This window comes from Bradyrhizobium sp. U87765 SZCCT0048 (genome assembly GCF_018131225.1).
Classification (GTDB): domain Bacteria; phylum Pseudomonadota; class Alphaproteobacteria; order Rhizobiales; family Xanthobacteraceae; genus Bradyrhizobium_A.
In genome coordinates this window covers 566,616-585,955 of the sequence record NZ_JAFCMM010000003.1, presented here as the reverse complement: position 1 = coordinate 585,955, position 19,340 = coordinate 566,616, and the positions used below count along the sequence as shown (strand labels likewise).

The window sequence follows — 19,340 nt, the reverse complement described above, 5'->3', positions numbered from 1 at the left end:
TTATCAGAGGTTTGGAGAAGGCTCCGCCTTTGGAGGATGTGTTGACGCGCTATATCTCGACCCGTGGCGAGGCACCTGCATTGGGCTTCTGCGACGTGATGCTGACCGGGCTTGCCCGCGATGGTGGACTTTATGTGCCCGAAACCTGGCCGTCATTGTCGGCGCAGCAGATCGCCGGCCTGTTCGGCCGGCCCTACTGGGAAGTCGCCGTCGAGGTGATCCGGCCGTTCGTCGGCGGCGAGATCTCCGACGCCGAACTCGGGCGCATGGCGAACGAGGCCTACGCCACGTTCCGCCATCCGGCCGTGGTGCCGCTCGACCAGGCGAGCCCGAACCAGTTCATCCTCGAGCTGTTCCACGGTCCGACGCTGGCATTCAAGGACGTCGCAATGCAGCTGCTGGCGCGGCTGATGGACCACGTACTCGCCAAGCGTGCTCAGCGTACCACCATCGTGGTGGCAACCTCCGGTGACACCGGCGGCGCCGCGGTCGATGCCTTCGCAGGCCGCGACAACGTCGATCTCGTCGTGCTGTTTCCGCAGGGCCGCATCTCCGAGGTGCAGCGGCGGATGATGACGACCACGGGCGCGGCCAATGTGCATGCGCTCGCGGTCGAAGGCACCTTCGATGATTGCCAGGCGCTTGTGAAGGGCCTCTTCAATCATCATCGTTTCCGCGACGCGGTGGCCCTGTCCGGCGTCAACTCCATCAACTGGGGCCGGATCGTCGCGCAGGTGGTCTACTATTTCACCGCGGCGGTCGCACTCGGTGCGCCGGCGCGCACTGTCGACTTTACGGTGCCGACCGGAAATTTCGGCGACATCTTCGCCGGCTATGTCGCCAAGCGCATGGGCCTGCCGATTCGCCGTCTCAGGATCGCCTCCAACGTCAACGACATTCTGGTGCGCACACTCGCCACCGGCACCTATGAGGTGCGCGGGGTGAACGCGACCTCGTCGCCGTCGATGGATATTCAGGTGTCGTCGAATTTCGAACGTCTGGTTTTCGAGGCAACCGGCCGCGACAGCGCTGTGGTGCGCGCTCTGATGGCGTCGCTGACGCAGTCGGGACGCTTCACGCTGCCCGATACCGCGCTCGCCATCGTCCGGCGTGATTTCGACGCCGGCCGCGCCGACGAGAACGAAACCAGCGCCGCGATCCGCACGGCCTTCCGCGAAACCGGCGACCTGATCGATCCGCATACCGCGGTGGCGATGGCCGTGGCCGAGCAGGAGGGCGCCGACACGTCGGTGCCGACCATCGTGTTGTCGACCGCCCATCCGGCGAAGTTTCCCGACGCGGTCGAAGCCGCGTGCGGCGTGCGCCCGCACTTGCCGGCGTGGCTTGGCGATCTGATGAGCCGGCAGGAGCAGGTCCGTGTCGTCCCCAATGATCAACCGGAGCTGGAGCGGTTCGTGCTGTCGGTCAGCCGCGCCGCCAAGCAGGGAGCGGTCCGATGAGCGTCGAGGTCACCCGTCTGCCGTCAGGCCTCACCGTCGTCACCGACAAGATGCCGCATCTGGAAACCGCCGCGCTCGGTGTCTGGAGCGGCGTCGGCGGCCGTGACGAGAAGCTCAACGAGCACGGCATTTCGCATCTGCTCGAGCACATGGCGTTCAAGGGCACGACGAATCGTTCGGCACGGCAGATCGCCGAGGAGATCGAGGCCGTTGGCGGCGATCTCAACGCCGCCACCAGCACCGAGAACACGGCGTACTATGCGCGGGTGCTGAAGGCCGACGTGCCGCTGGCGCTCGACGTGCTGTCCGACATTCTCTCCAACCCGACCTTCGACGCCGAGGAGCTCGAGCGCGAGAAGAGCGTGATCGAACAGGAGATTGGCGCGGCGCAGGACACGCCCGACGACGTCGTGTTCGAACACCTCAGCGAGCTCGCCTATCCCGACCAGCCGATGGGACGCTCGCTGCTCGGGACCGCGGAAACGCTGCGCGGCTTCAACCGCGACATGCTGCGCAGCTATCTGCTGACCCACTATCGCGCGCCCGACATGGTGATCTCGGCCGCCGGCGCGGTCGATCATCGCGAGGTGGTGGCCGAGGTCGAGAAACGTTTCGGCAGCTTCCAGGGACCGGCGGCGCCGAAGCCGCAGCCGGCGACCTTCGGGAAGGGCGGCGTGCGCGTGGTGCGCCGTGATCTCGAGCAGGCCCATCTCACCATGGCGCTCGAAGGCCTGCCGCAGACCGATCCGGCGCTGTTCAGCCTCAATGTCTTCGTCAACGTCCTTGGTGGCGGCATGTCTTCCCGCCTGTTCCAGGAGGTCCGCGAGAAGCGCGGGCTGTGCTACACCATCTCGACCTTCCACATGCCGTATTCCGACACGGGCTTCTTCGGGCTGTACACCGGCACTGATCCGGCCGACGCGCCGGAGATGATGGAAGTCATCGTCGACGAGATCAACAATGCGGTCGAGACGCTGACCGAGGCGGAAATCGCGCGCGCCAAGGCGCAGATGAAAGCCGGCCTGTTGATGGCGCTCGAAAGCTGCAGCGCTCGCGCCGAGCAGCTCGCGCGGCATATCATGGCCTATGGCCGCCCGCTCACGGTCGAGGAACTGATCGGCCGGATCGAGGCGGTCAGTGTCGAGACGACCCGCGAGGCAGGGTATGGACTGCTGCATCGCAGCCGCCCGGCCGTGGTGGCCCTCGGCACCGGACGCGGGCTGGAGACGGCGGTCAACCGGGCCGAGGGCCTGAGCCGCCCGGTGGCGCGGGCGCGCTACCACTAGCGTCCAGCCCAATCGACATAAGGGGCGCGCTTTGGCGCGCGCCGCTTCAGGTCCGGCAGGCCCGGGCGGACATTCCGGGGCGGGCTGGCGGGCGCGAAGTCGTTGCCGATTCGCGCGCCGGTGGCATGAGGCTCGACCGAAAACAGGGTTCACAGCCTTCCGGCCGATGCTCTAGAATGCCGATCTGATCGCAAGGAAAGGCGTCATGGCCCTGTTTCGGTTGCCGTCGAGCGCGCCTCCGCCGCTGGCGCCGCGTGGAAACGGACTTTTGCTGCGGGCGCCGCAGATGTCCGACTTTCCGCAATGGGCCCAGCTGCGCGAGGCCAGCAGGGCGTTCCTGACGCCGTGGGAGCCGATCTGGCCGTCCGACGACCTGACCCGCTCCGGCTTCCGCCGCCGCATCCGGCGCTATGAAGAGGATATGGCCGGTGACAAGGCCTATCCGTTCCTGATCTTCCGCGAGAACGACGGCGTGCTGATCGGCGGGGTGACGCTGGCGAACGTCCGGCGCGGCATCGTGCAAGCCGGGACCATCGGCTACTGGATCGGCGAGCCGTTCGCCGGCATGGGCTACATGACCGGCGCCCTGCGAGCCCTGCTGCCGTCGCTGTTCGGGGAGCTCAACCTGCATCGGGTCGACGCGGCCTGCATTCCGACCAACACCGCCTCGGTACGGGTGCTGGAAAAGTGTGGTTTTGCCCGGGAAGGCCGCGCGCGCCGCTATCTGTGCATCAATGGTGTGTGGCAGGACCACTATCTGTTCGGCCTGCTCAACGAGGATCTCCGGAGCTGATTCGTCCCGCGCCGGGCGCGGCCGATTGTGCCTTTGGTTTGCCGCCTTTGCGCTGCTATAAACCCGCTCGAAATCGGGGGATTTCGGGATCACGGGGACGATGACCAGACAACGATCGATGTTTTTGCAGGCCGGCGCTTCGCGCGGCTTCACTCGCGCTGCGCTCTTCACGCTGACGGCGCTTTCGCTGGCAGGATGCGGCGGCGGCAGCATGCTGGGCGGCTCGTCCGGCAGCGAATCGTCGATCGGATCGCGTTTCAGCCAGTTGTTCGGCTCCAAGTCCCAAGCTGTTGGGGAGCCGGCGCCGACGGCGGCTGAACAGGCCGCCGACGCGCAACTGACCTGTCCGGCTGTGGCGATTCGCGCAGGTGCCTCGACCCTGGCGGTCGGTGCGCCAGGCAAGCCGGCGAGTGGCGAAGACCTGCGCTACCAGGTGACGATCACCCGTACCGCGCGCGACTGCAATCTCAATGGCGGCCAGATCACGGCCCGCATCGGCATCGAAGGGCGTGTCATCGTCGGCCCGGCGGGAGCGCCGCCGACCGTCGATATCCCTGTTCGCGTCGCCGTGGTTCAGGAGGGCGTTGGCGACAAGGTGATCTTCACCAAGGCTTACAGGACCAGTGTCGCCATGGGCGCCAACGGCGAGAGCACGGTTTACAGCTTCGTTGCCGAGGACGTCATCTACCCGGCGCCGAAGGGCGATGCCGGCGACCAGTACGTGTTTTATATCGGCTTCGATCCCAACGGCTTGAAGCCCGAGGCCGCGCCGCGGCGCCATCGCAGCAAGGCGCGCGCCGGATAGATCCACCGCCCCGGGTGGGCGGGCCGGGACGACAGCAGCACAAAAAAAAGCCGGTGCGAGCAATCGCACCGGCTTTTTGGTTGGCTTCGTGATCCGGGCGATCAGTTCAGCTTTTGCCGAAGGTCCTGGATGCCCTGGGCGATCAGGTTCTCGTTGAGCGAGCCCTTGACCGTCTGGGACATGATCGAGCCGGCAGCAGCGACGGCAGCTTCCGCCGCAGCGGAGCGGACGTCGGCCAGTGCCTGGGCCTCGGCCATGGCGATCTTGTTCTCGGCGCTCTTGGTGCGACGGGCGACAAAATCTTCCATCTTGGCCTTGGTCTCGGCCGCGATGCGCTCGGCTTCGGCCTTGGCGTTGGCCACGATCTCCTGAGCCTCGCGCTCGGCGCTTTCGCGACGGGAGCGATACTCGGCGACGAGCTTGCTGGCCTCTTCCTTGAGGCGGCGGGCGTCGTCGATTTCCTTCTTGATGCGGTCGCTGCGGTTATCGAGCGCCTTCAACAGCGTCCGATGGACGCCGAAATAGGCGAAGATGCCCATCAGGATGACGAATGCGACCGCGACCCAGTCTTCTGCTTCGAACATCGCCGCTTATCCCTTCAACGATGCGTCGACGGCGTTCGCGACGGCGGTGCCGTCGGGAAGCGTTCCGGTCAGACGCTGCACGATCGCAGCAGCCGCATCGGTCGCAATCGAACGGACGTTGCCCATCGCTGCGGTGCGGGTCGACGCGATCGAAGCCTCGGCCTCGTCGAGCTTCTTGGCGAGACGCTCTTCGAGCGCCTTGCGTTCGGCATCGGACTGGGCGTTGAGCTTGTCCCGGGTTTCGTTGCCGATGGCCTGCGCCCGCGAACGCGCCGAGGCGAGCTCGCTTTCATAGGCCTTCAGCGCCGCATCGGATTCGTCCTTGAGCTTCTGCGCCTCGGCGAGGTCGTTTTCGACCAGGCCCTGGCGCGCCGCGAGCACCCCGCCGACGCGCGGAAGCGCGATCTTCGAGACGATCACATAAAGCAGGATGAACGCGATGGCGAACGACACCAGCTGCGAGGCGAAGGTCTCAGCCTGGAAGGGCGGGAAACCGCCCTTGCCGTGGCTGTCCGCCTCGGTGTGGGCGCCGGTCGCAGCCTTGGCGCCGTGCGCCTTGGCCATGCCGGCTTTTTCCGTGCCATGACTTTCAGCCACGGACATCTCCTCTGTCGTCAGTCGCGGGCATCAGCGCGCCCGCGAGTGCCGTTTCGGGGTGGGTACGCTTAGACGGCGAACAGGAGCAGCAGCGCGATCAGCAGCGAGAAGATGCCGAGCGCTTCGGTCACGGCGAAGCCGAAAATCAGGTTCGCGAACTGGCCCTGGGCGGCCGACGGATTGCGCAGTGCGCCATTGAGGAACTGGCTGAAGATGGTGCCGACGCCGATGCCCGCGCCACCCATGCCGAGGCAAGCGATGCCGGCGCCGATGTACTTTGCTGCGACTGGATCCATAACGAAACTCCTTCTGTGAAGACTGGTTTGAGGGTTGGTGAAATTCGTCCGGGTCTCAATGTCCCGGATGAAGCGCGTCGTTCAGGTAGATGCAGGTGAGGATGGTGAAGACGTAGGCCTGCAGGAAGGCCACCAGCAGCTCGAGGCCGGTCAGGGCGGTGGTCATCAGCAGCGGCAGGATCGAGCCGGCGATACCAAGCGCCCCGAGCGCCGACAGCGAGGTGACGAAGCCGGCGAACACCTTCAGGGTGATGTGACCCGCCAGCATGTTGGCGAACAGACGCACCGAGTGCGAAACCGGCCGCGACAGGAAGGAGATGACCTCGATCACCATGATCAGCGGCAGGATGTAGATCGGAATACCGTGCGGGACGAACAGCTTGAAGAATTTGAAGCCGTTCTTGTAGATGCCGTAGAGCAGCACGGTGAGGAACACCATCAGCGCCAGCGCGAGCGTCACGATGAGGTGGCTGGTCACGGTGAAGGTATAGGGAATGATGCCGATCAGGTTCGCCGTCAGGATGAACATGAACAGCGAGAACACGAACGGGAAGAACTTCATGCCTTCGTCGCCGACGCTGCTGCGCAGCGTGTTGCCGACAAATTCGTAGGATAGCTCCGCGAGCGACTGGAAGCGGCTCGGAACCAGACGGCGGCCGGCGCTGCCGCCGATCATCAGCAGGGTGACGACCGCCACCGCGATGAACATGTAGAGCGACGAGTTGGTGAAGGCGATTTCCTGGTTGCCGATATGGCCCAGCGTGAAGATCTTGTGGATCTCGAATTGATGAATCGGATCGGCCATCCGGTTTCGTCTCTCATCGTTTGCCGGCGCATGCCGGACTGAAAACCAATATGTCTCGTCTCGCGCGGCCGGGAGCGACGGTCAGGATCGATCGGTGTGGTCGCTGGGAGCGACACCTGCTGCCCGCATCAAGTTGAGGACACCGGCTGCGAAGCCGAGCAGGAAGAACACGATCAGTCCCCAGGGAGATGTCGACAGCAGACGGTCGATACCCCACCCGATGACCGCTCCGACGACCACGCCAGCAACCAGTTCAGAGGAAAGGCGGAAGCCGCGTGCCATCGCCGAAGCTTTGGCCGAGCCTGTCTCCGCCTCCCCGCCTTGCTGGGCGCTCCGGCTGTCGCGGTCCTTCCTGACATGGGAAAGCCGCTCCTCCAGATGCGTTAGCCTTGCGGAAAGCGCAGCCTCGTCGGCTGGCGGTCGTCCGTTGTTTCCGTCGCCCTGCTGATTGCTGCGCGTGCCGTCCGCCATCGTCGTCGACACCCTAAGCACACGTGCGCGATTGAAATAAACGCCCCGCCACCCACGAAACCGCGCGGACCATACTGACCACCCTCTGGCAAGTCAAGAAGTCGTAATCACCTATTATCGCATTGATATAGTTGATCTAAATTTGCCTCGCGACGATCGGCAGCAGGACGATGCCGCAACGCGAGAACAGCCCCCTGCAACATCCGCCTTGCGGGCTGCGGGAGGCTCTGTTGGGATGATCGTCATTGCATCATCGCGGATTGCGGACACCGATATGCCACGTCAGATCGACTACTATTTTTCGGTCCAGTCGCCCTGGGCCTATATTGGCCACAAGGCCTTTCGACGCGTCGTAAGTGATTATGATTGCAAGGTAAATCATAAGCCCGTGATGCTGGTCGACCTGTTCTCGGAGACCGGCGGGCTGCCGCTCGCCAAGCGCCATCCGGTACGTCAGCGCTACCGCCTGCTGGAGCTGCAGCGCTGGCGTGACAAGCGCGGTTTGTCGTTCGACATCCGTCCCCCGTACTGGCCTTTCAACGCGACGCTGGCCGATCAGCTGGTCATTGCCATCCTGGATGCCGGCCATGATCCCGATCCGTTCCTGCAGCGCGCCTTCCCCGCGATCTGGGAGGAGCAGCGCAATCTCGGTGATCCACAGGTTTTGGAAGCGCTCGCGGATGCGGCGGGTCTGCCAGGCCGGGACCTGCTCGTGCGTGCGGGCGATGGCGACATCGCCGCGCGGTACGCCCGTAATCGCGACGAGGCAGTGGCGGCCGACGTCTTCGGCTCGCCGGTCTATGTGCTGGACGGCGAGGTGTTCTGGGGGCAAGACCGGATCGAACTGCTGGCCGATGCGTTGAAATCGCAGCGCCAGCCCTATCGCCCCGACGTCTGAGGAGTACCGTCGTGCTTCGCCGCCTGCATGGCCGCCGTGCCATGCGTTCTCTTCCTGCCGCCACGGCGGCATGTGTCCTGATGTCGGGAGTGGCTGTCGCGCTCGAGCCTTGCGCGGTGTTCGCACCGGGAGCTGATGGCGTGCTGCGCCTCGACGGCGCCCAAAGTGGTTCGTGTTCGGCGCCGTCTCGCAGCGGTCGCGCGGCGGCGGAGGCGTTCGAGAGCCGGCCGGCGCGGCCGAAGGCCGGGCCCGTGCAGCCGCAGGCAGCAGCCGAGCCGGCATTGCCGAAGCCGCCGCGGGCGCAGCCGGATTCGGTCGCTGCCGATCCGGCGATCGAGCCACTGCCGCAGGTGGCTCAGCCTGCTCAAAACGCGCAATCCCCAGTTATGCCGCATGTCGAGGATCGCGCGGCCGATGCCGGTCGCGCCGATATCATGCGTCTCCAGGCGGAGACCGCGCAGCTCAAGGACGAGATGGCGCGGCTGCGGGATGAGGCCGCACGCCTGCGCGTCGAGACCGCGCGCCTGTCGAAAGAGTTGGCCGCGCGCGATCAGGCGCCGGCGGTGACCGGATCAATCGCGCCGGCACCGGCCGGATCGCAGGCGCCCGGCAAGACCGGCGACAGCGCCGCATCCAGCAAGATCGTCGGCAAGGCCGACATGAGCAAGGTCGACACGGCGACGCCTGCGGCCGTCGCGCCGAAGGGCGATCTGCTCGTCACCGAGCCGCAGAGCAGCGAGGCGGTGAAGGCGCCCGCGGGCAACAAGAACGCGGACAAGCCGGCCGATGCGCAGGCGACGGATCCGCAGGCCTTCGAGCGGCAGAAGGGCGTGGTGGAGCGGGCCTGGAAGCAGTTGCGTGACCTAGCCGCGCGCATGAAAGCCGACGCTGCGCGCAAGTCCGAGTGAAGCCGATCAGAAGAGTTCGGCCGGTGTCGGATCGGAGTATGCCATGAATGCACCTCGCCTGTCGGCAATCCGTACGGCACGGGTCAATGCCGTCGCCACCGCGACCCTCTCGGTTGCGACCCGCAGAGCCGGCTTCAGCGACCTGACCGCTGACACGGCGCGTTTCGTCGCCGATTGTGGCGCGCAGGATGGCCTGCTGACGCTGTTTGTGCGTCATACCTCGGCATCGCTGACGATCCAGGAGAATGTCGATCCGTCGGTGCGTGACGACCTGATGATGGCGCTCGACCGCCTCGCGCCCGAGGGGGCTGGATGGAGCCATGACACCGAAGGTCCCGACGACATGCCCGCCCATGTGAAGACCATGCTGACGGCGACGTCGCTGCAGGTGCCAGTGGCGGCGGGCCGCCTCGCGCTGGGCACCTGGCAGGCGATCTATCTGATCGAGCACCGCGCCGATCCACACCGTCGCGAGGTCGTGCTGCAATTCATCGGTGCCTGCGCAGGCTGAGCGCGGCGGCCGCGCCTTCCGTCTACAAAAGAAAACGGCCGCGCGGTGAGCGCGGCCGGGGAGAATGCAGCGGGGCGGACGGACCGCCCCGCATGCGGACATCAGTCGTGTTCGGTGATGTCGACGTCCTTGGTTTCCGGCACGAACAGCACGCCGATCACGAAGGTGATCGCGGCGAAGATCACCGGGTACCAGAGGCCGGAGTAGATATCTCCGGTCGAGGCGACGATCGCGAACGCGGTCGCCGGCAGCAGGCCACCGAACCAGCCGTTGCCGATGTGGTAGGGCAGCGACATCGACGTGTAGCGGATGCGGGTCGGGAACAGTTCGACCAGCATGGCGGCGATCGGTCCGTAGACCATGGTGACGTAGAGCACCAGGATGAACAGCAGGCCGATGGTGGCCGCAACCTGCGGGCGGAAGATGTCGAACGGATGCGCCATCTTCACGATGCCCGCGTCGCCCGGCTTCGGATAGCCGGCGGCCAGCACCGCGGCGGTGATCGCCGGGTTCGAGGTCTTGGCGTCCGAGTAGGGCACTTCCTTGTCGTTGACCATGATCTTCACGGGCGCGCCGGCCGGTGCGTCGACGGTCGAGTACTTCACCGACGATGACGCCAGGAACGAGCGGGCCGTATCGCACGGTGCGCTGAACACGCGGGTGCCGACCGGGTTGAACAGGTCGCCGCACTTGGCGGGATCGGCCACCACCTGGACCTTGACGGTCTCGTAGGCCTTCTCCAGCGCCGGATTGGCGTTGCTCGAGATCATCTTGAAGATCGGGAACAGCGTCAGGGCACCGATGATGCAGCCGGCCATGATGATCGGCTTGCGGCCGATGCGGTCCGACAGCGCTCCGAAGAACAGGAAGAAGCCGGTGCCGAGCAACAGCGACCAGGCGATCAGCAGGTTCGCGGTGTAGCCGTCAACCTTCAGGATCGATTGCAGGAAGAACAGGGCATAGAACTGGCCCGTGTACCAGATCACGGCCTGGCCCATGGTGAGACCGATCAGGGCCAGGATCACGATCTTGGCGTTGCTCCAGGTGCCGAACGCCTCAGTGAGCGGCGCCTTGGAGGTCTTGCCTTCTTCCTTCATGCGCTGGAACACCGGCGACTCGTTGAGGCGCATACGGATCCAGACCGAGACGCCGAGCAGCAGCACCGACACCAGGAACGGAATGCGCCAGCCCCACGCAGCGAAATCGGTTTCGCCGGTGAACGTGCGGGTGAACAGGATCACCAGCAGCGACAGGAACAGGCCCAGCGTCGCGGTGGTCTGGATGAACGAGGTGTAGAACCCGCGCTTGCCGTGGGGCGAGTGTTCGGCGACGTAGGTCGCCGCGCCGCCGTACTCACCGCCGAGCGCGAGGCCCTGCAGCAGGCGCAGCGCGATCAGGATGATCGGGGCCGCGATGCCGATGGTCGCGGCGTTGGGCAGCAGGCCGACGATGAAGGTCGACAGACCCATGATGAGAATGGTGACGAGGAAGGTGTACTTGCGGCCGACGATGTCGCCGACACGGCCGAACACGATGGCGCCGAACGGGCGGACCAGGAAGCCCGCGGCGAAGGCCAGCAGAGCGAAGATGTTGCGCGTGCCTTCCGGATAGGCGCTGAAGAATTGCGCCCCGATGATGCCGGCGAGCGAGCCGTAGAGATAGAAATCGTACCACTCGAAGACGGTGCCGAGCGAGGACGCGAAGATGACGAAGCGTTCGTCCTTCGTCATTCCCTCGGATCTGGCAGGCGCGATGGTCGTTGTCGTCATAATGTGTTTCCCCCGATCTGGCTGATTGCAGCGTCTCTCCGCGCTCCGGACATTGGCTGTCTCATGGGCGCGACAAATCGAGGGGAAGTTAGCACTGGCACGAAATCGGGCCCAATACGACTTTCGGCCCCTGTGGGCGCTGCTGTGCATGTCGCTTTTGCGACGCACAAAACCTGTCGGTCGCCGCGCCTGAATTAACTGCGCGCAGCGTCCGGCGCGCCGGCGGTCTTGCAACGGCAGGCCTGCCGGTGAACAATCGCAAGTGCGTTAAACATTTGCTTTTGCTTTTGATCTGCGACAGATCAGGAACGTGTTCTTCTTTCGCTGATGGCTTCGATGACCGCATCCAGCACCACCCGCATCGTGATCGCCGACGATCATCCCCTGTTTCGCGGCGCGTTGCGCGAAGCGGTCGCCAGCGTTCTGCCGGATGCGACGATCGACGAAGCCGGCACCTTCCAGGAACTGACCGGACGGCTCGAGCAGGATGCCGACGTCGACCTCATCCTGCTCGATCTCAGCATGCCCGGCATCAGCGGTTTCTCCGGGTTGATCTACCTGCGCGCGCAGTATCCGGCGGTTCCGGTGGTGATCGTGTCCGCCAGCGACGACGCCGGCACGATCCGGCGCTCGATGGATTTCGGCGCGTCGGGTTTCATTCCCAAGCGCTTTGGCGTCGATACCTTGCGCGCGGCGATCGCCAAGGTGATGGCAGGCGATGTCTGGATTCCGGCCGATGTCGATCTCGGCGGCGCCGGCGATCCGGATATGACCAGGCTGCGCGACCGTCTCGTGACGCTGACGCCGCAGCAGGTCCGGGTGCTGATGATGCTGTCGGAGGGACTGCTCAACAAGCAGATCGCCTACGAGCTCGGCGTGTCGGAGGCGACCATCAAGGCCCATGTGTCCGCGATTCTGCAGAAGCTCGGGGTCGAGAGCAGGACCCAGGCGGTGATTGCCGCGGCCAGGATTTCCGGCGCCCAGTGGCGCGGCGGCGACGCGCCCGCGTCCTGAACGCCGTTCGGCGCGGCGGCTATTCGGCGGCGATCATCTGCTGCGCGCGCCACTGGCCGAGCAGCGCCCGCAGCGCCGCCGGCTTCAGCGGCTTGTTCAGCACCACGATACCTTCGCCGGCTGCGGCGGCCCGAACGCCAGGACTGCGGTCGGCGGTGATCAGGATAGCGGGGATCCGCCTGCCGAAGCGGCTGCGGATGTCGCGGATCGCGGCGACGCCGTTGCCACGGTCGAGATGGTAGTCGACCAGCAGGCCGGTGATCGGCCCGTCCGCGGCCGCGATGGCATCGATGGCGCCGGACAGGTCGAGGGCGGCGATGACCTGGGCGTCCCAGCCGGTCAGCAGCGTCTTCATGCCGTCGAGGATCGCCGGATCGTTCTCGATGCAGACGATACGGGTGCCGCTCATCGGCGCGCGCGACAATGGCGTCGCGCTGGTCACCGCGGCGGTATAGGTAATTGCGGAGGCGATCGGCAGCGTCACGGAGAAGCGTGAGCCGCCGCTGCGGTTGGCGTCGATCGCGATGGTGTGACTGAGCACGCGCGCGATGCGCTCCACGATCGACAGTCCGAGGCCAAGGCCGCGCGCGATTCGGGCGCCCTGATCGAGGCGATGAAACTCCTTGAAGATCTCGCGGCGCTTCTGCACGGGAATGCCGACACCGGTGTCGTAGATGTCGATCTGCAGCGAGCGGCCGCGTCGCCGGCAGCCGACCAGCACGCGGCCGTGCGGGGTGTACTTGATGGCGTTGGAGATCAGGTTCTGCAGCAGGCGGCGCAGCAGCACCCGGTCGGATTCGACCGGCAGCGCGCAGGGCATGAACGTCAACGTCAGGTCCTTGGCACGGGCGACGGGCGCGAACTCGATTTCCAGCGAGCGCATCAGGTCGCCGATCCTGAAACTGGAGATCGATGGCGTCATGGCGCCGGCGTCGAGGCGGGAGATGTCGAGCAGCGCGCCGAGAATATCCTCGATCGCTTCCAGCGATTCGTCGATGTTCTCGACGAGGCGCGCATTGTCCCCGCCGCGCTCGCGTTCGCGTTCGACGAGGCTGGTCACGTAGAGGCGGGCCGCATTCAGCGGCTGCAGCACGTCATGGCTGGCGGCGGCGAGGAAGCGCGTCTTGGAGGCGTTGGCGTCTTCGGCGGTGCTCTTCGCCTGCGCCAGTTCTGAATTCAGCCGCGTCAGTTCCTCGGTGCGCTCGCGCACGCGGTTCTCCAGCGAGGCGTTGGCGCGCTCGAGCGCTTCGGCGGCCTCCACGCTTGGCGTGATGTCGGAGAAGGTGATCACCAGCGCGCCGCCGGGCATGCGGTTGGCGCGCACCTCGATCACCAGGTTGCGCTCGGCGAGGCGCTCCAGATACGGCTCGCCCTCGGCGGTGTAGGCGGCGAGGCGCTTCTCGATCAGGCTGTGGCCGGGGGCGCTTGGCGCCGGCTTGCTGTCCAGCACCTCGAGGATGTCGCGCAGCGGCACGCCGTTTTGCAAGATGTAGGGCGGCAGGTCGAGCAGTTCGCCGAACTGGCGGTTGGAGACGATGAGCTGCAGATCGGCATCGAAAACGGCGATGCCCTGGCGCACATGGTTGAGCGCGGTCTGCAACATTTCCTGATTGAAGTGCAACGCGGCGTGGGCGTCGTCGAGCAGCTTGAGCGCCGCCTTGGCCGACACCGTGCGCTTGCGCAGCAGCAGCGACATCACCACGCGTGAGGACGCCGCGCCGATCGACGATGCGATCAGGTGCTCGGCGTGGCGCAGCAGGCGGAAGTCGGCGGGGGCGCTGCGATCGAGGCTGATGCGCTGCAGGCCTGCGAACGATTCGAACTCCAGCCGTGTGCGTTCGGGGCCGAGATATTGGGCGACGGTGCCGAGCAGGTCCTGCACCGTGACCGTGGTGCGCCAGCGCCGGAAACTCGGGGTCATCGGCGCGAGCTGGTTGGGTACGAAAAGATCGGCCTGCACGCGCTCGATCGCCGACGGCTGGCGCATCAGCGACAGCAGCACGTAGGTCAGGCAGTTCAGCGACAGGCTCCACAGCACGCCATGCATCAGCGGCGGCAGCTCCGATCCAAGCAGCGCCTGCGGCCGCAGCAGTTCGATGCCGAGCGGGCCGTGCTGCAGCCACATCATGCTGTTCGGGCCGAGATCCGAGAGGCTGGGCAGGAACAGCGTATACGCCCATACGATGAAGCCGACCACCATGCCGCCGATGGCGCCACGCGCGGTGGCGCGCCGCCACACCATACCGAACAGAAACGATGGCGCGAGCTGGGCAATGGCGGCGAACGACAGCAAGCCGATCGCCGCGAGCTGGGCATTGCCGAGCGCACGGTAGTAGCAATATGCCATCAGCATGATGGCGAAGATCGCAAGGCGCCGGGTGTTGAGCAGGAAGCCGGCGAAGTTCTGGCCGCCGTCACGCCAGGCCGGACTGCGGCGCAGCATCAGCGGCACCACGAGGTCGTTGGAGACCATGATGGCGAGCGCGACGCATTCGACGATGACCATCGCGGTCGATGCCGACAGGCCGCCGACGAACACCGCGATGCTGACGAGGTTCGAGCCGTCTGCGATCGGCAGCGCCAGAAGATACATGTCGCTGTCGATGGCGCCGAACGGGAAGGTGACGAGGCCGGCGAGCGCGACCGGGATCACGAACAGGTTGATGGCGACGAGGTAAAGCGGAAACATCCAGCGCGCGCGCCGCACTTCGGCGTCGCGCGTATTCTCGACCACGCTGACGTGGAACTGGCGCGGCAGCAGCATGACAGCAAAGAACGACAGCACCGTCATGGTCACGAAGTTGCCGATCGAAGGTGCGTAGTTGATGGCGCGCGCCGCCTCCGGCGTCTTCATGGCGCGGTCGATGAGCTCGTGGGGGCTGAACATCAGGAAGGTGATGAACGCGCCGGCGACCAGGAACACCACCAGCTTGACGATCGACTCCGCCGCGACCGCCAGCACGAGGCCGTGCTGGTGCTCGGTGGCGTCGGTCTGGCGGGTGCCGAACAGCACGGCGAACAGCGCCATGGCGATGGTGACGACGAGGGCGATGTCGCCAACCAGCGGAATATGCGAGATCGCGAGATCGATCGACTGATCCTCGCCAAGGATCGTCTCCAGCGACGATGCCACCGCCTTGAGCTGCAGCGCAATGTAAGGCACCGATCCGATGATCGCGATCACCGCGGCGGTGGCAGCCACCGCCTGGCTCTTGCCATAGCGGGCGCCGACGAAATCGGCCACCGAGGTGATATTGTGCGCCTTGGCGAGATGGATGATGCGCAGCAGCAGCGGCGTGCAGAAGCCGATCAGCAGCACGGGCCCGACATAGATCGCGAGGAACTCGATGCTGGTGCGGCTGGCGAAGCCGATTGAGCCGAAGAAGGTCCACGACGTGCAGTAGATCGCCAGCGAAAGCGGGTAGATCAGGAGGCCGGCACGGGCGCGCTGGGCCTGAGACAGGCGGTCGCCATAGCTCGCGATCACGAACAGCAGGCCGATGTAGCCGAAGGCGACTGCGATCACGCCCCAGTTCTGCATGTGGCCTTTGTCCCGGATCCGACAGCCGCCCCGGCATGGGCGCGACCTCTACGAGACCCTAGCGCTGGCTGCGGCTGCGAGCGACTGCGATTTTCACCGGCCTTCCCAAGAGGTTACCGGGCCAATGTGGGGAGTTGCGAGTGCAACTAAAAATTGCGCTTACGGCTGCAATCCGGTGGTCGCGTCCGGCCATGATTCCTCGAAATATCGCAGAATAATGCGTGGTTCCGTTGCGGATTTGTAAACCTCTGCGAATCAGCATATACACGTAATAGTTGCAATGAGGCGTTCAGGGGCAGGACGAGCGCACATGGGCCAGAAGCATCCATTTGCCGTTGATCTTCCGGTTTTCATTGTGGACGACGATTCCTCAGTCAGGGACGCGCTCTCACTGTTGCTGAAGATCGAGGGTTTCGTTCCGAGAGGGTTCGGCGACGGCCTCTCGTTCCTGGAAGCCGTCCAGGAAAGTGTCCCGGCCTGCGTGGTCATGGACATCAACCTTCCGGGGCGGAACGGCCTGGAACTGCTGGACGATCTCGCCAAGCTGCGGTTCCCGCCGCCGGTGATCGTGATCACCGGGCAGGCCGATATCGCGATGGCGGTGGCGGCGATGAAGAGCGGCGCCAGCGACGTCCTGGAAAAGCCGTTCGCGGCCAATGTTCTGATCGACCGCATCCGTGACGTGGTGGCGGCCCATCATCGGCTCACCAACGGCTATATCGAGGGGCTGGCCAACTTTCCGGGGCGCGAGCTGCTCACCAGCCGGGAGCGCGACGTGCTGTCCCAGGTGGCACGCGGGGCTTCGAACAAGGAAGCGGGACGGCGTCTCGGCATCAGCCCGCGGACCATCGAGGTCCATCGGGCCCGTATCATGGACAAGCTCGGCGCCAAGAATGCCGCGGACCTCATGAGGATCGTGCTGTCGGACCAGCCTGTCCGGTCGCGGCATTCCCACGGCTGACGCGGCCGGGCATCGTGCGGCTGGACCGCCGGTCCCCGATGCCGCGGGGCGGTGCTATTCCGCGGCCAGCGCCTTTTCGCCGAGCGGCAGGCTGAGCTTGTCCCACACCTGAACCATGGCTTCTGCGAGCTGATCCATCAGGGCGTCGTCGTGGTAGGGCGACGGCGTGATGCGCAGTCGCTCGGTACCCTTGGCGACGGTGGGATAATTGATCGGCTGGATGTAGACGCCGTGGTCCTCGAGCAGCAGGTCGGATGCCTTCTTGCAGCGCTCCGGGTCGCCGACGAACACCGGCACGATGTGGGTGTCGCTCGACATCACCGGCAGCCCCGCAGCGGTCAGGATCGCCTTCAGCCGTGCGGCGCGGTCCTGGTGGCGGTCGCGTTCCCACTGCGAAGTCTTGAGATGGCGGATCGCGGCGGTGGCCGCGGCGCAGATCGCCGGCGGCAGCGCGGTGGTGAAGATGAAGCCCGGCGCATAGGACCGTACGGCGTCGATGACGTCGGCCTTGCCGGCGATGTAGCCGCCGAGGCAGCCGAACGCCTTGGCAAGCGTGCCCTCGAGAATATCGATGCGGTGCATCACGCCGTCGCGCTCGGCGATGCCGCCGCCGCGCGGGCCGTACATGCCGACGGCATGGACTTCGTCGACATAGGTCATGGCACCGTAGCGCTCGGCGAGGTCGCAGATCTTCGCGAGCGGCGCGACGTCGCCGTCCATCGAGTAGAGACTCTCGCAAACGATCAGCTTGGGCCGCTCCGGGTCGGCGGCGCGCAGCAGTTCCTCGAGATGGGCGACGTCGTTGTGACGGAACACGACGCGCTCGCAGCCGGACTGGCGTACGCCCTCGATCATCGAGTTGTGGTTCAGCGCGTCCGACAGGATGAGACAGTTGGGCAGCAGCTTGGCGAGGGTCGAGATGCCGGTCTGGTTGGAGACGTAGCCGGAGGTGAACACCAGCGACGCTTCCTTGCCATGCAGATCGGCGAGCTCCTGCTCGAGCTGAATCAGCGAGTGATTGGTGCCGGCGATGTTGCGGGTGCCGCCTGCGCCGGTGCCGGCGCGCGTCGCGGTCTCGACCATGGCGCCGACCACCTTGGGGTGCTGGCCCATGCCGAGATAGTCGTTCGAGCACCAGATCACGACATTGCGCTGGCCGCGCGGCGAGTGCCACAGCGCGTGCGGGAAGCGCCCGGCGAGGCGTTCGAGGTCGGCGAATACGCGATAGCGCCGCTCGTCGTGCAAACGTTCGAGGGCCTGGCTGAAGAAGCGAGTGTAATCCATCACAAATCCCGGATCGCGGCTGGCGCGGCGTCGGCGCTCCAGCCTTTTTAGAGCGTTTCCAGTCTAGCTGTCGAGGCGCATTTCTGCAGCCCCAATATCCCTGGAAACTCCTTGGACAAATTGACCAAGATCAACGGGCCGGGAAACGGGCTCAGGCGGTGGCGAAGCGCAGCACGCCATCGGTTGTGGGCGCAACGGTGAGGCGGCCCTCCGCCAGCATGTGGTTGACATGGGCGATCAGCTCGCCGGCGGCGAAGCCGGTCTGGTGGGCGTCGAGCTTGTGCTTGTTGAACACCACGGGCACCAGTTGGGCCGACGTCTTGGGTGCAGCGCGGCAAGCATCCGCGATCATGCGGCAGCGCTCCTCATGGTGGTCGGCGAGCTGCTTGATGCGGATCTTGACCCCGAAGAACGGGATGCCATGGCCCGGCAGCACCAGCACGTCGTCCGGCAGCACCCGGTCGAGTTCGGCGAGCGAGGTCAGGTAATCGCCGAGCGAGTTGGCGTCGGGTTCGACCGCCCACACACTGACGTTCGGCGAGATCTTGCTCAGCACCTGGTCGGCCGACAGGAACAGCTTGTCGTCGGCGCAATACAGCATCACCTGGTCGAGGGCGTGGCCGCCGCCGGTGATGACCTTGAAGCGTCGCGTGCCGATGGTGATCTCGTCGTCCTTGGACAGGCGGCGATAGGACGCCGGCAGCGTCGAGACGCGCTGGAGATACTCCTGGCCGCGACCGAGCAACTGGTCGGTGAGATCCTCGTCCATGCCATGGCGGCGGAAGAACAACCGCTGCGCCAGCTTGCGCTCGTCCGAGCCGCGATGCTGGTGATAGGCGCTCTGCAGGTATTCGACCTGCGACATCAGCAGCGGGCAGCCGAAGCGCTCGACGATCCAGCCGGCGAGACCGACATGGTCGGGGTGGGCATGGGTGACGATCAGGCGTGTGATGGTGACGCCCTTGAGCGGGCCTTCGAACAGCTTGGTCCAGGCGGCGATGGTTTCCTCGTTGCCGAAGCCGGCATCGACCATCGCCCAGCCATCGCCGTCCCTGAGCAGGTAGATATTGACGTGGTTGAGGCGGAACGGCAGCGCGAGCCGCACCCACAACACGCCAGGCCGAATTTCGATCACTTCGTCCGGCTGCGGCGCGGTCTCGAAAGGATAGCTCAGGGGATCGGCGGGCTTGGTCGTCGGGGCGTTGGCATGCATCGTTTCGGAACCTCTCCGGTCCGGCTTAGCTGTCCCGGCGGCGTTGCGCCAGCCGAAAGTGCCCGGCTACGGTCAAACGCATGTTTGAAAATTCCCTGATGCGGCAAGTTCCCGGCTTGGGTGGCCTGGTTCGACGACGATGCA

At 65.5% G+C, this 19,340-nt stretch carries 18 protein-coding genes; 9 read left to right on the top strand and 9 right to left on the bottom strand.

The features are described from left to right. The first annotated feature begins 41 nt into the window (after positions 1 to 41). The 4 genes from thrC to JQ639_RS21235 all read left to right on the top strand — a co-directional run bounded on the left by thrC (position 42) and on the right by JQ639_RS21235 (position 4,344). The gene (gene thrC / locus JQ639_RS21250) at positions 42 to 1,460 is read left to right on the top strand and encodes a threonine synthase (protein ID WP_211968247.1); all 1,419 of its coding nucleotides are present in this window, start codon (positions 42 to 44) and stop codon (positions 1,458 to 1,460) included. Beyond that, the gene (locus JQ639_RS21245) at positions 1,457 to 2,746 is read left to right on the top strand and encodes a M16 family metallopeptidase (protein ID WP_211968246.1); all 1,290 of its coding nucleotides are present in this window, start codon (positions 1,457 to 1,459) and stop codon (positions 2,744 to 2,746) included. The genes thrC and JQ639_RS21245 overlap by 4 nt, the downstream gene beginning before the upstream one ends. A 205-nt stretch (positions 2,747 to 2,951) precedes the next feature. Further along, the gene (locus tag JQ639_RS21240; protein ID WP_211968245.1) at positions 2,952 to 3,539 is read left to right on the top strand and encodes a GNAT family N-acetyltransferase; all 588 of its coding nucleotides are present in this window, start codon (positions 2,952 to 2,954) and stop codon (positions 3,537 to 3,539) included. Positions 3,540 to 3,639: 100 nt separating this feature from the next. Then, on the top strand, positions 3,640 to 4,344 hold the full coding sequence (locus tag JQ639_RS21235; RefSeq protein ID WP_371745157.1) for a hypothetical protein: 705 nt from the start codon (positions 3,640 to 3,642) through the stop codon (positions 4,342 to 4,344). Positions 4,345 to 4,445: 101 nt separating this feature from the next. Here JQ639_RS21235 and JQ639_RS21230 read toward each other — a convergent pair whose 3' ends face one another. The 5 genes from JQ639_RS21230 to JQ639_RS21210 form a co-directional block, all read right to left on the bottom strand. Then, positions 4,446 to 4,928 (bottom strand): F0F1 ATP synthase subunit B family protein, encoded by a 483-nt coding sequence (locus JQ639_RS21230; protein WP_211968244.1) that lies wholly within the window; start codon positions 4,926 to 4,928, stop codon positions 4,446 to 4,448. A gap of 6 nt (positions 4,929 to 4,934) precedes the next feature. Continuing rightward, on the bottom strand, positions 4,935 to 5,492 hold the full coding sequence (locus JQ639_RS21225) for a F0F1 ATP synthase subunit B family protein (protein WP_211968530.1): 558 nt from the start codon (positions 5,490 to 5,492) through the stop codon (positions 4,935 to 4,937). 101 nt (positions 5,493 to 5,593) lie between these two features. Next, a complete protein-coding gene (locus JQ639_RS21220) occupies positions 5,594 to 5,821 on the bottom strand; it encodes a F0F1 ATP synthase subunit C (protein WP_211968243.1) in 228 nt (75 codons plus the stop codon). A 55-nt stretch (positions 5,822 to 5,876) separates the two neighbouring features. Then, positions 5,877 to 6,626 carry a F0F1 ATP synthase subunit A gene (locus tag JQ639_RS21215; protein ID WP_211968242.1) on the bottom strand — a complete coding sequence of 250 codons (750 nt, stop codon included), beginning with the start codon at positions 6,624 to 6,626 and terminating at the stop codon, positions 5,877 to 5,879. Between the two features lie 81 nt (positions 6,627 to 6,707). Continuing rightward, a complete protein-coding gene (locus JQ639_RS21210; protein ID WP_211968241.1) occupies positions 6,708 to 7,097 on the bottom strand; it encodes an AtpZ/AtpI family protein in 390 nt (129 codons plus the stop codon). Between the two features lie 274 nt (positions 7,098 to 7,371). On the opposite strand from JQ639_RS21210, the gene JQ639_RS21205 reads away from it, so the two are divergent. From JQ639_RS21205 to JQ639_RS21195, 3 genes are all read left to right on the top strand, one after another. After that, positions 7,372 to 7,995 (top strand): 2-hydroxychromene-2-carboxylate isomerase, encoded by a 624-nt coding sequence (locus JQ639_RS21205; RefSeq protein WP_211968529.1) that lies wholly within the window; start codon positions 7,372 to 7,374, stop codon positions 7,993 to 7,995. A gap of 140 nt (positions 7,996 to 8,135) precedes the next feature. Continuing rightward, positions 8,136 to 8,903 carry a hypothetical protein gene (locus JQ639_RS21200; RefSeq protein ID WP_211968240.1) on the top strand — a complete coding sequence of 256 codons (768 nt, stop codon included), beginning with the start codon at positions 8,136 to 8,138 and terminating at the stop codon, positions 8,901 to 8,903. Positions 8,904 to 8,946: 43 nt separating this feature from the next. Continuing rightward, positions 8,947 to 9,414: a secondary thiamine-phosphate synthase enzyme YjbQ gene (locus JQ639_RS21195; protein ID WP_211968239.1), complete on the top strand. Its 468-nt coding sequence runs from the start codon at positions 8,947 to 8,949 to the stop codon at positions 9,412 to 9,414. 101 nt (positions 9,415 to 9,515) lie between these two features. Here the strand turns inward: JQ639_RS21195 and JQ639_RS21190 are convergent, their stop codons facing one another. After that, on the bottom strand, positions 9,516 to 11,144 hold the full coding sequence (locus JQ639_RS21190) for an MFS transporter (protein WP_371745156.1): 1,629 nt from the start codon (positions 11,142 to 11,144) through the stop codon (positions 9,516 to 9,518). Between the two features lie 375 nt (positions 11,145 to 11,519). On the opposite strand from JQ639_RS21190, the gene JQ639_RS21185 reads away from it, so the two are divergent. Further along, the gene (locus JQ639_RS21185; protein ID WP_211968237.1) at positions 11,520 to 12,197 is read left to right on the top strand and encodes a response regulator transcription factor; all 678 of its coding nucleotides are present in this window, start codon (positions 11,520 to 11,522) and stop codon (positions 12,195 to 12,197) included. A gap of 19 nt (positions 12,198 to 12,216) precedes the next feature. Here JQ639_RS21185 and JQ639_RS21180 read toward each other — a convergent pair whose 3' ends face one another. Continuing rightward, positions 12,217 to 15,738 (bottom strand): hybrid sensor histidine kinase/response regulator, encoded by a 3,522-nt coding sequence (locus JQ639_RS21180; RefSeq protein WP_211968236.1) that lies wholly within the window; start codon positions 15,736 to 15,738, stop codon positions 12,217 to 12,219. A 310-nt stretch (positions 15,739 to 16,048) separates the two neighbouring features. On the opposite strand from JQ639_RS21180, the gene JQ639_RS21175 reads away from it, so the two are divergent. Then, positions 16,049 to 16,699, top strand: coding sequence for a response regulator transcription factor (locus tag JQ639_RS21175; protein WP_211968235.1), 651 nt, complete (start codon positions 16,049 to 16,051; stop codon positions 16,697 to 16,699). A gap of 54 nt (positions 16,700 to 16,753) precedes the next feature. Here the strand turns inward: JQ639_RS21175 and hemA are convergent, their stop codons facing one another. Further along, positions 16,754 to 17,983, bottom strand: a complete 1,230-nt coding sequence (gene hemA / locus JQ639_RS21170) for a 5-aminolevulinate synthase (protein ID WP_211968234.1) — start codon at positions 17,981 to 17,983, stop codon at positions 16,754 to 16,756. A 151-nt stretch (positions 17,984 to 18,134) separates the two neighbouring features. Then, positions 18,135 to 19,196, bottom strand: a complete 1,062-nt coding sequence (locus JQ639_RS21165; RefSeq protein ID WP_211968233.1) for an MBL fold metallo-hydrolase — start codon at positions 19,194 to 19,196, stop codon at positions 18,135 to 18,137. Between the last annotated feature and the right edge of the window lie 144 nt (positions 19,197 to 19,340).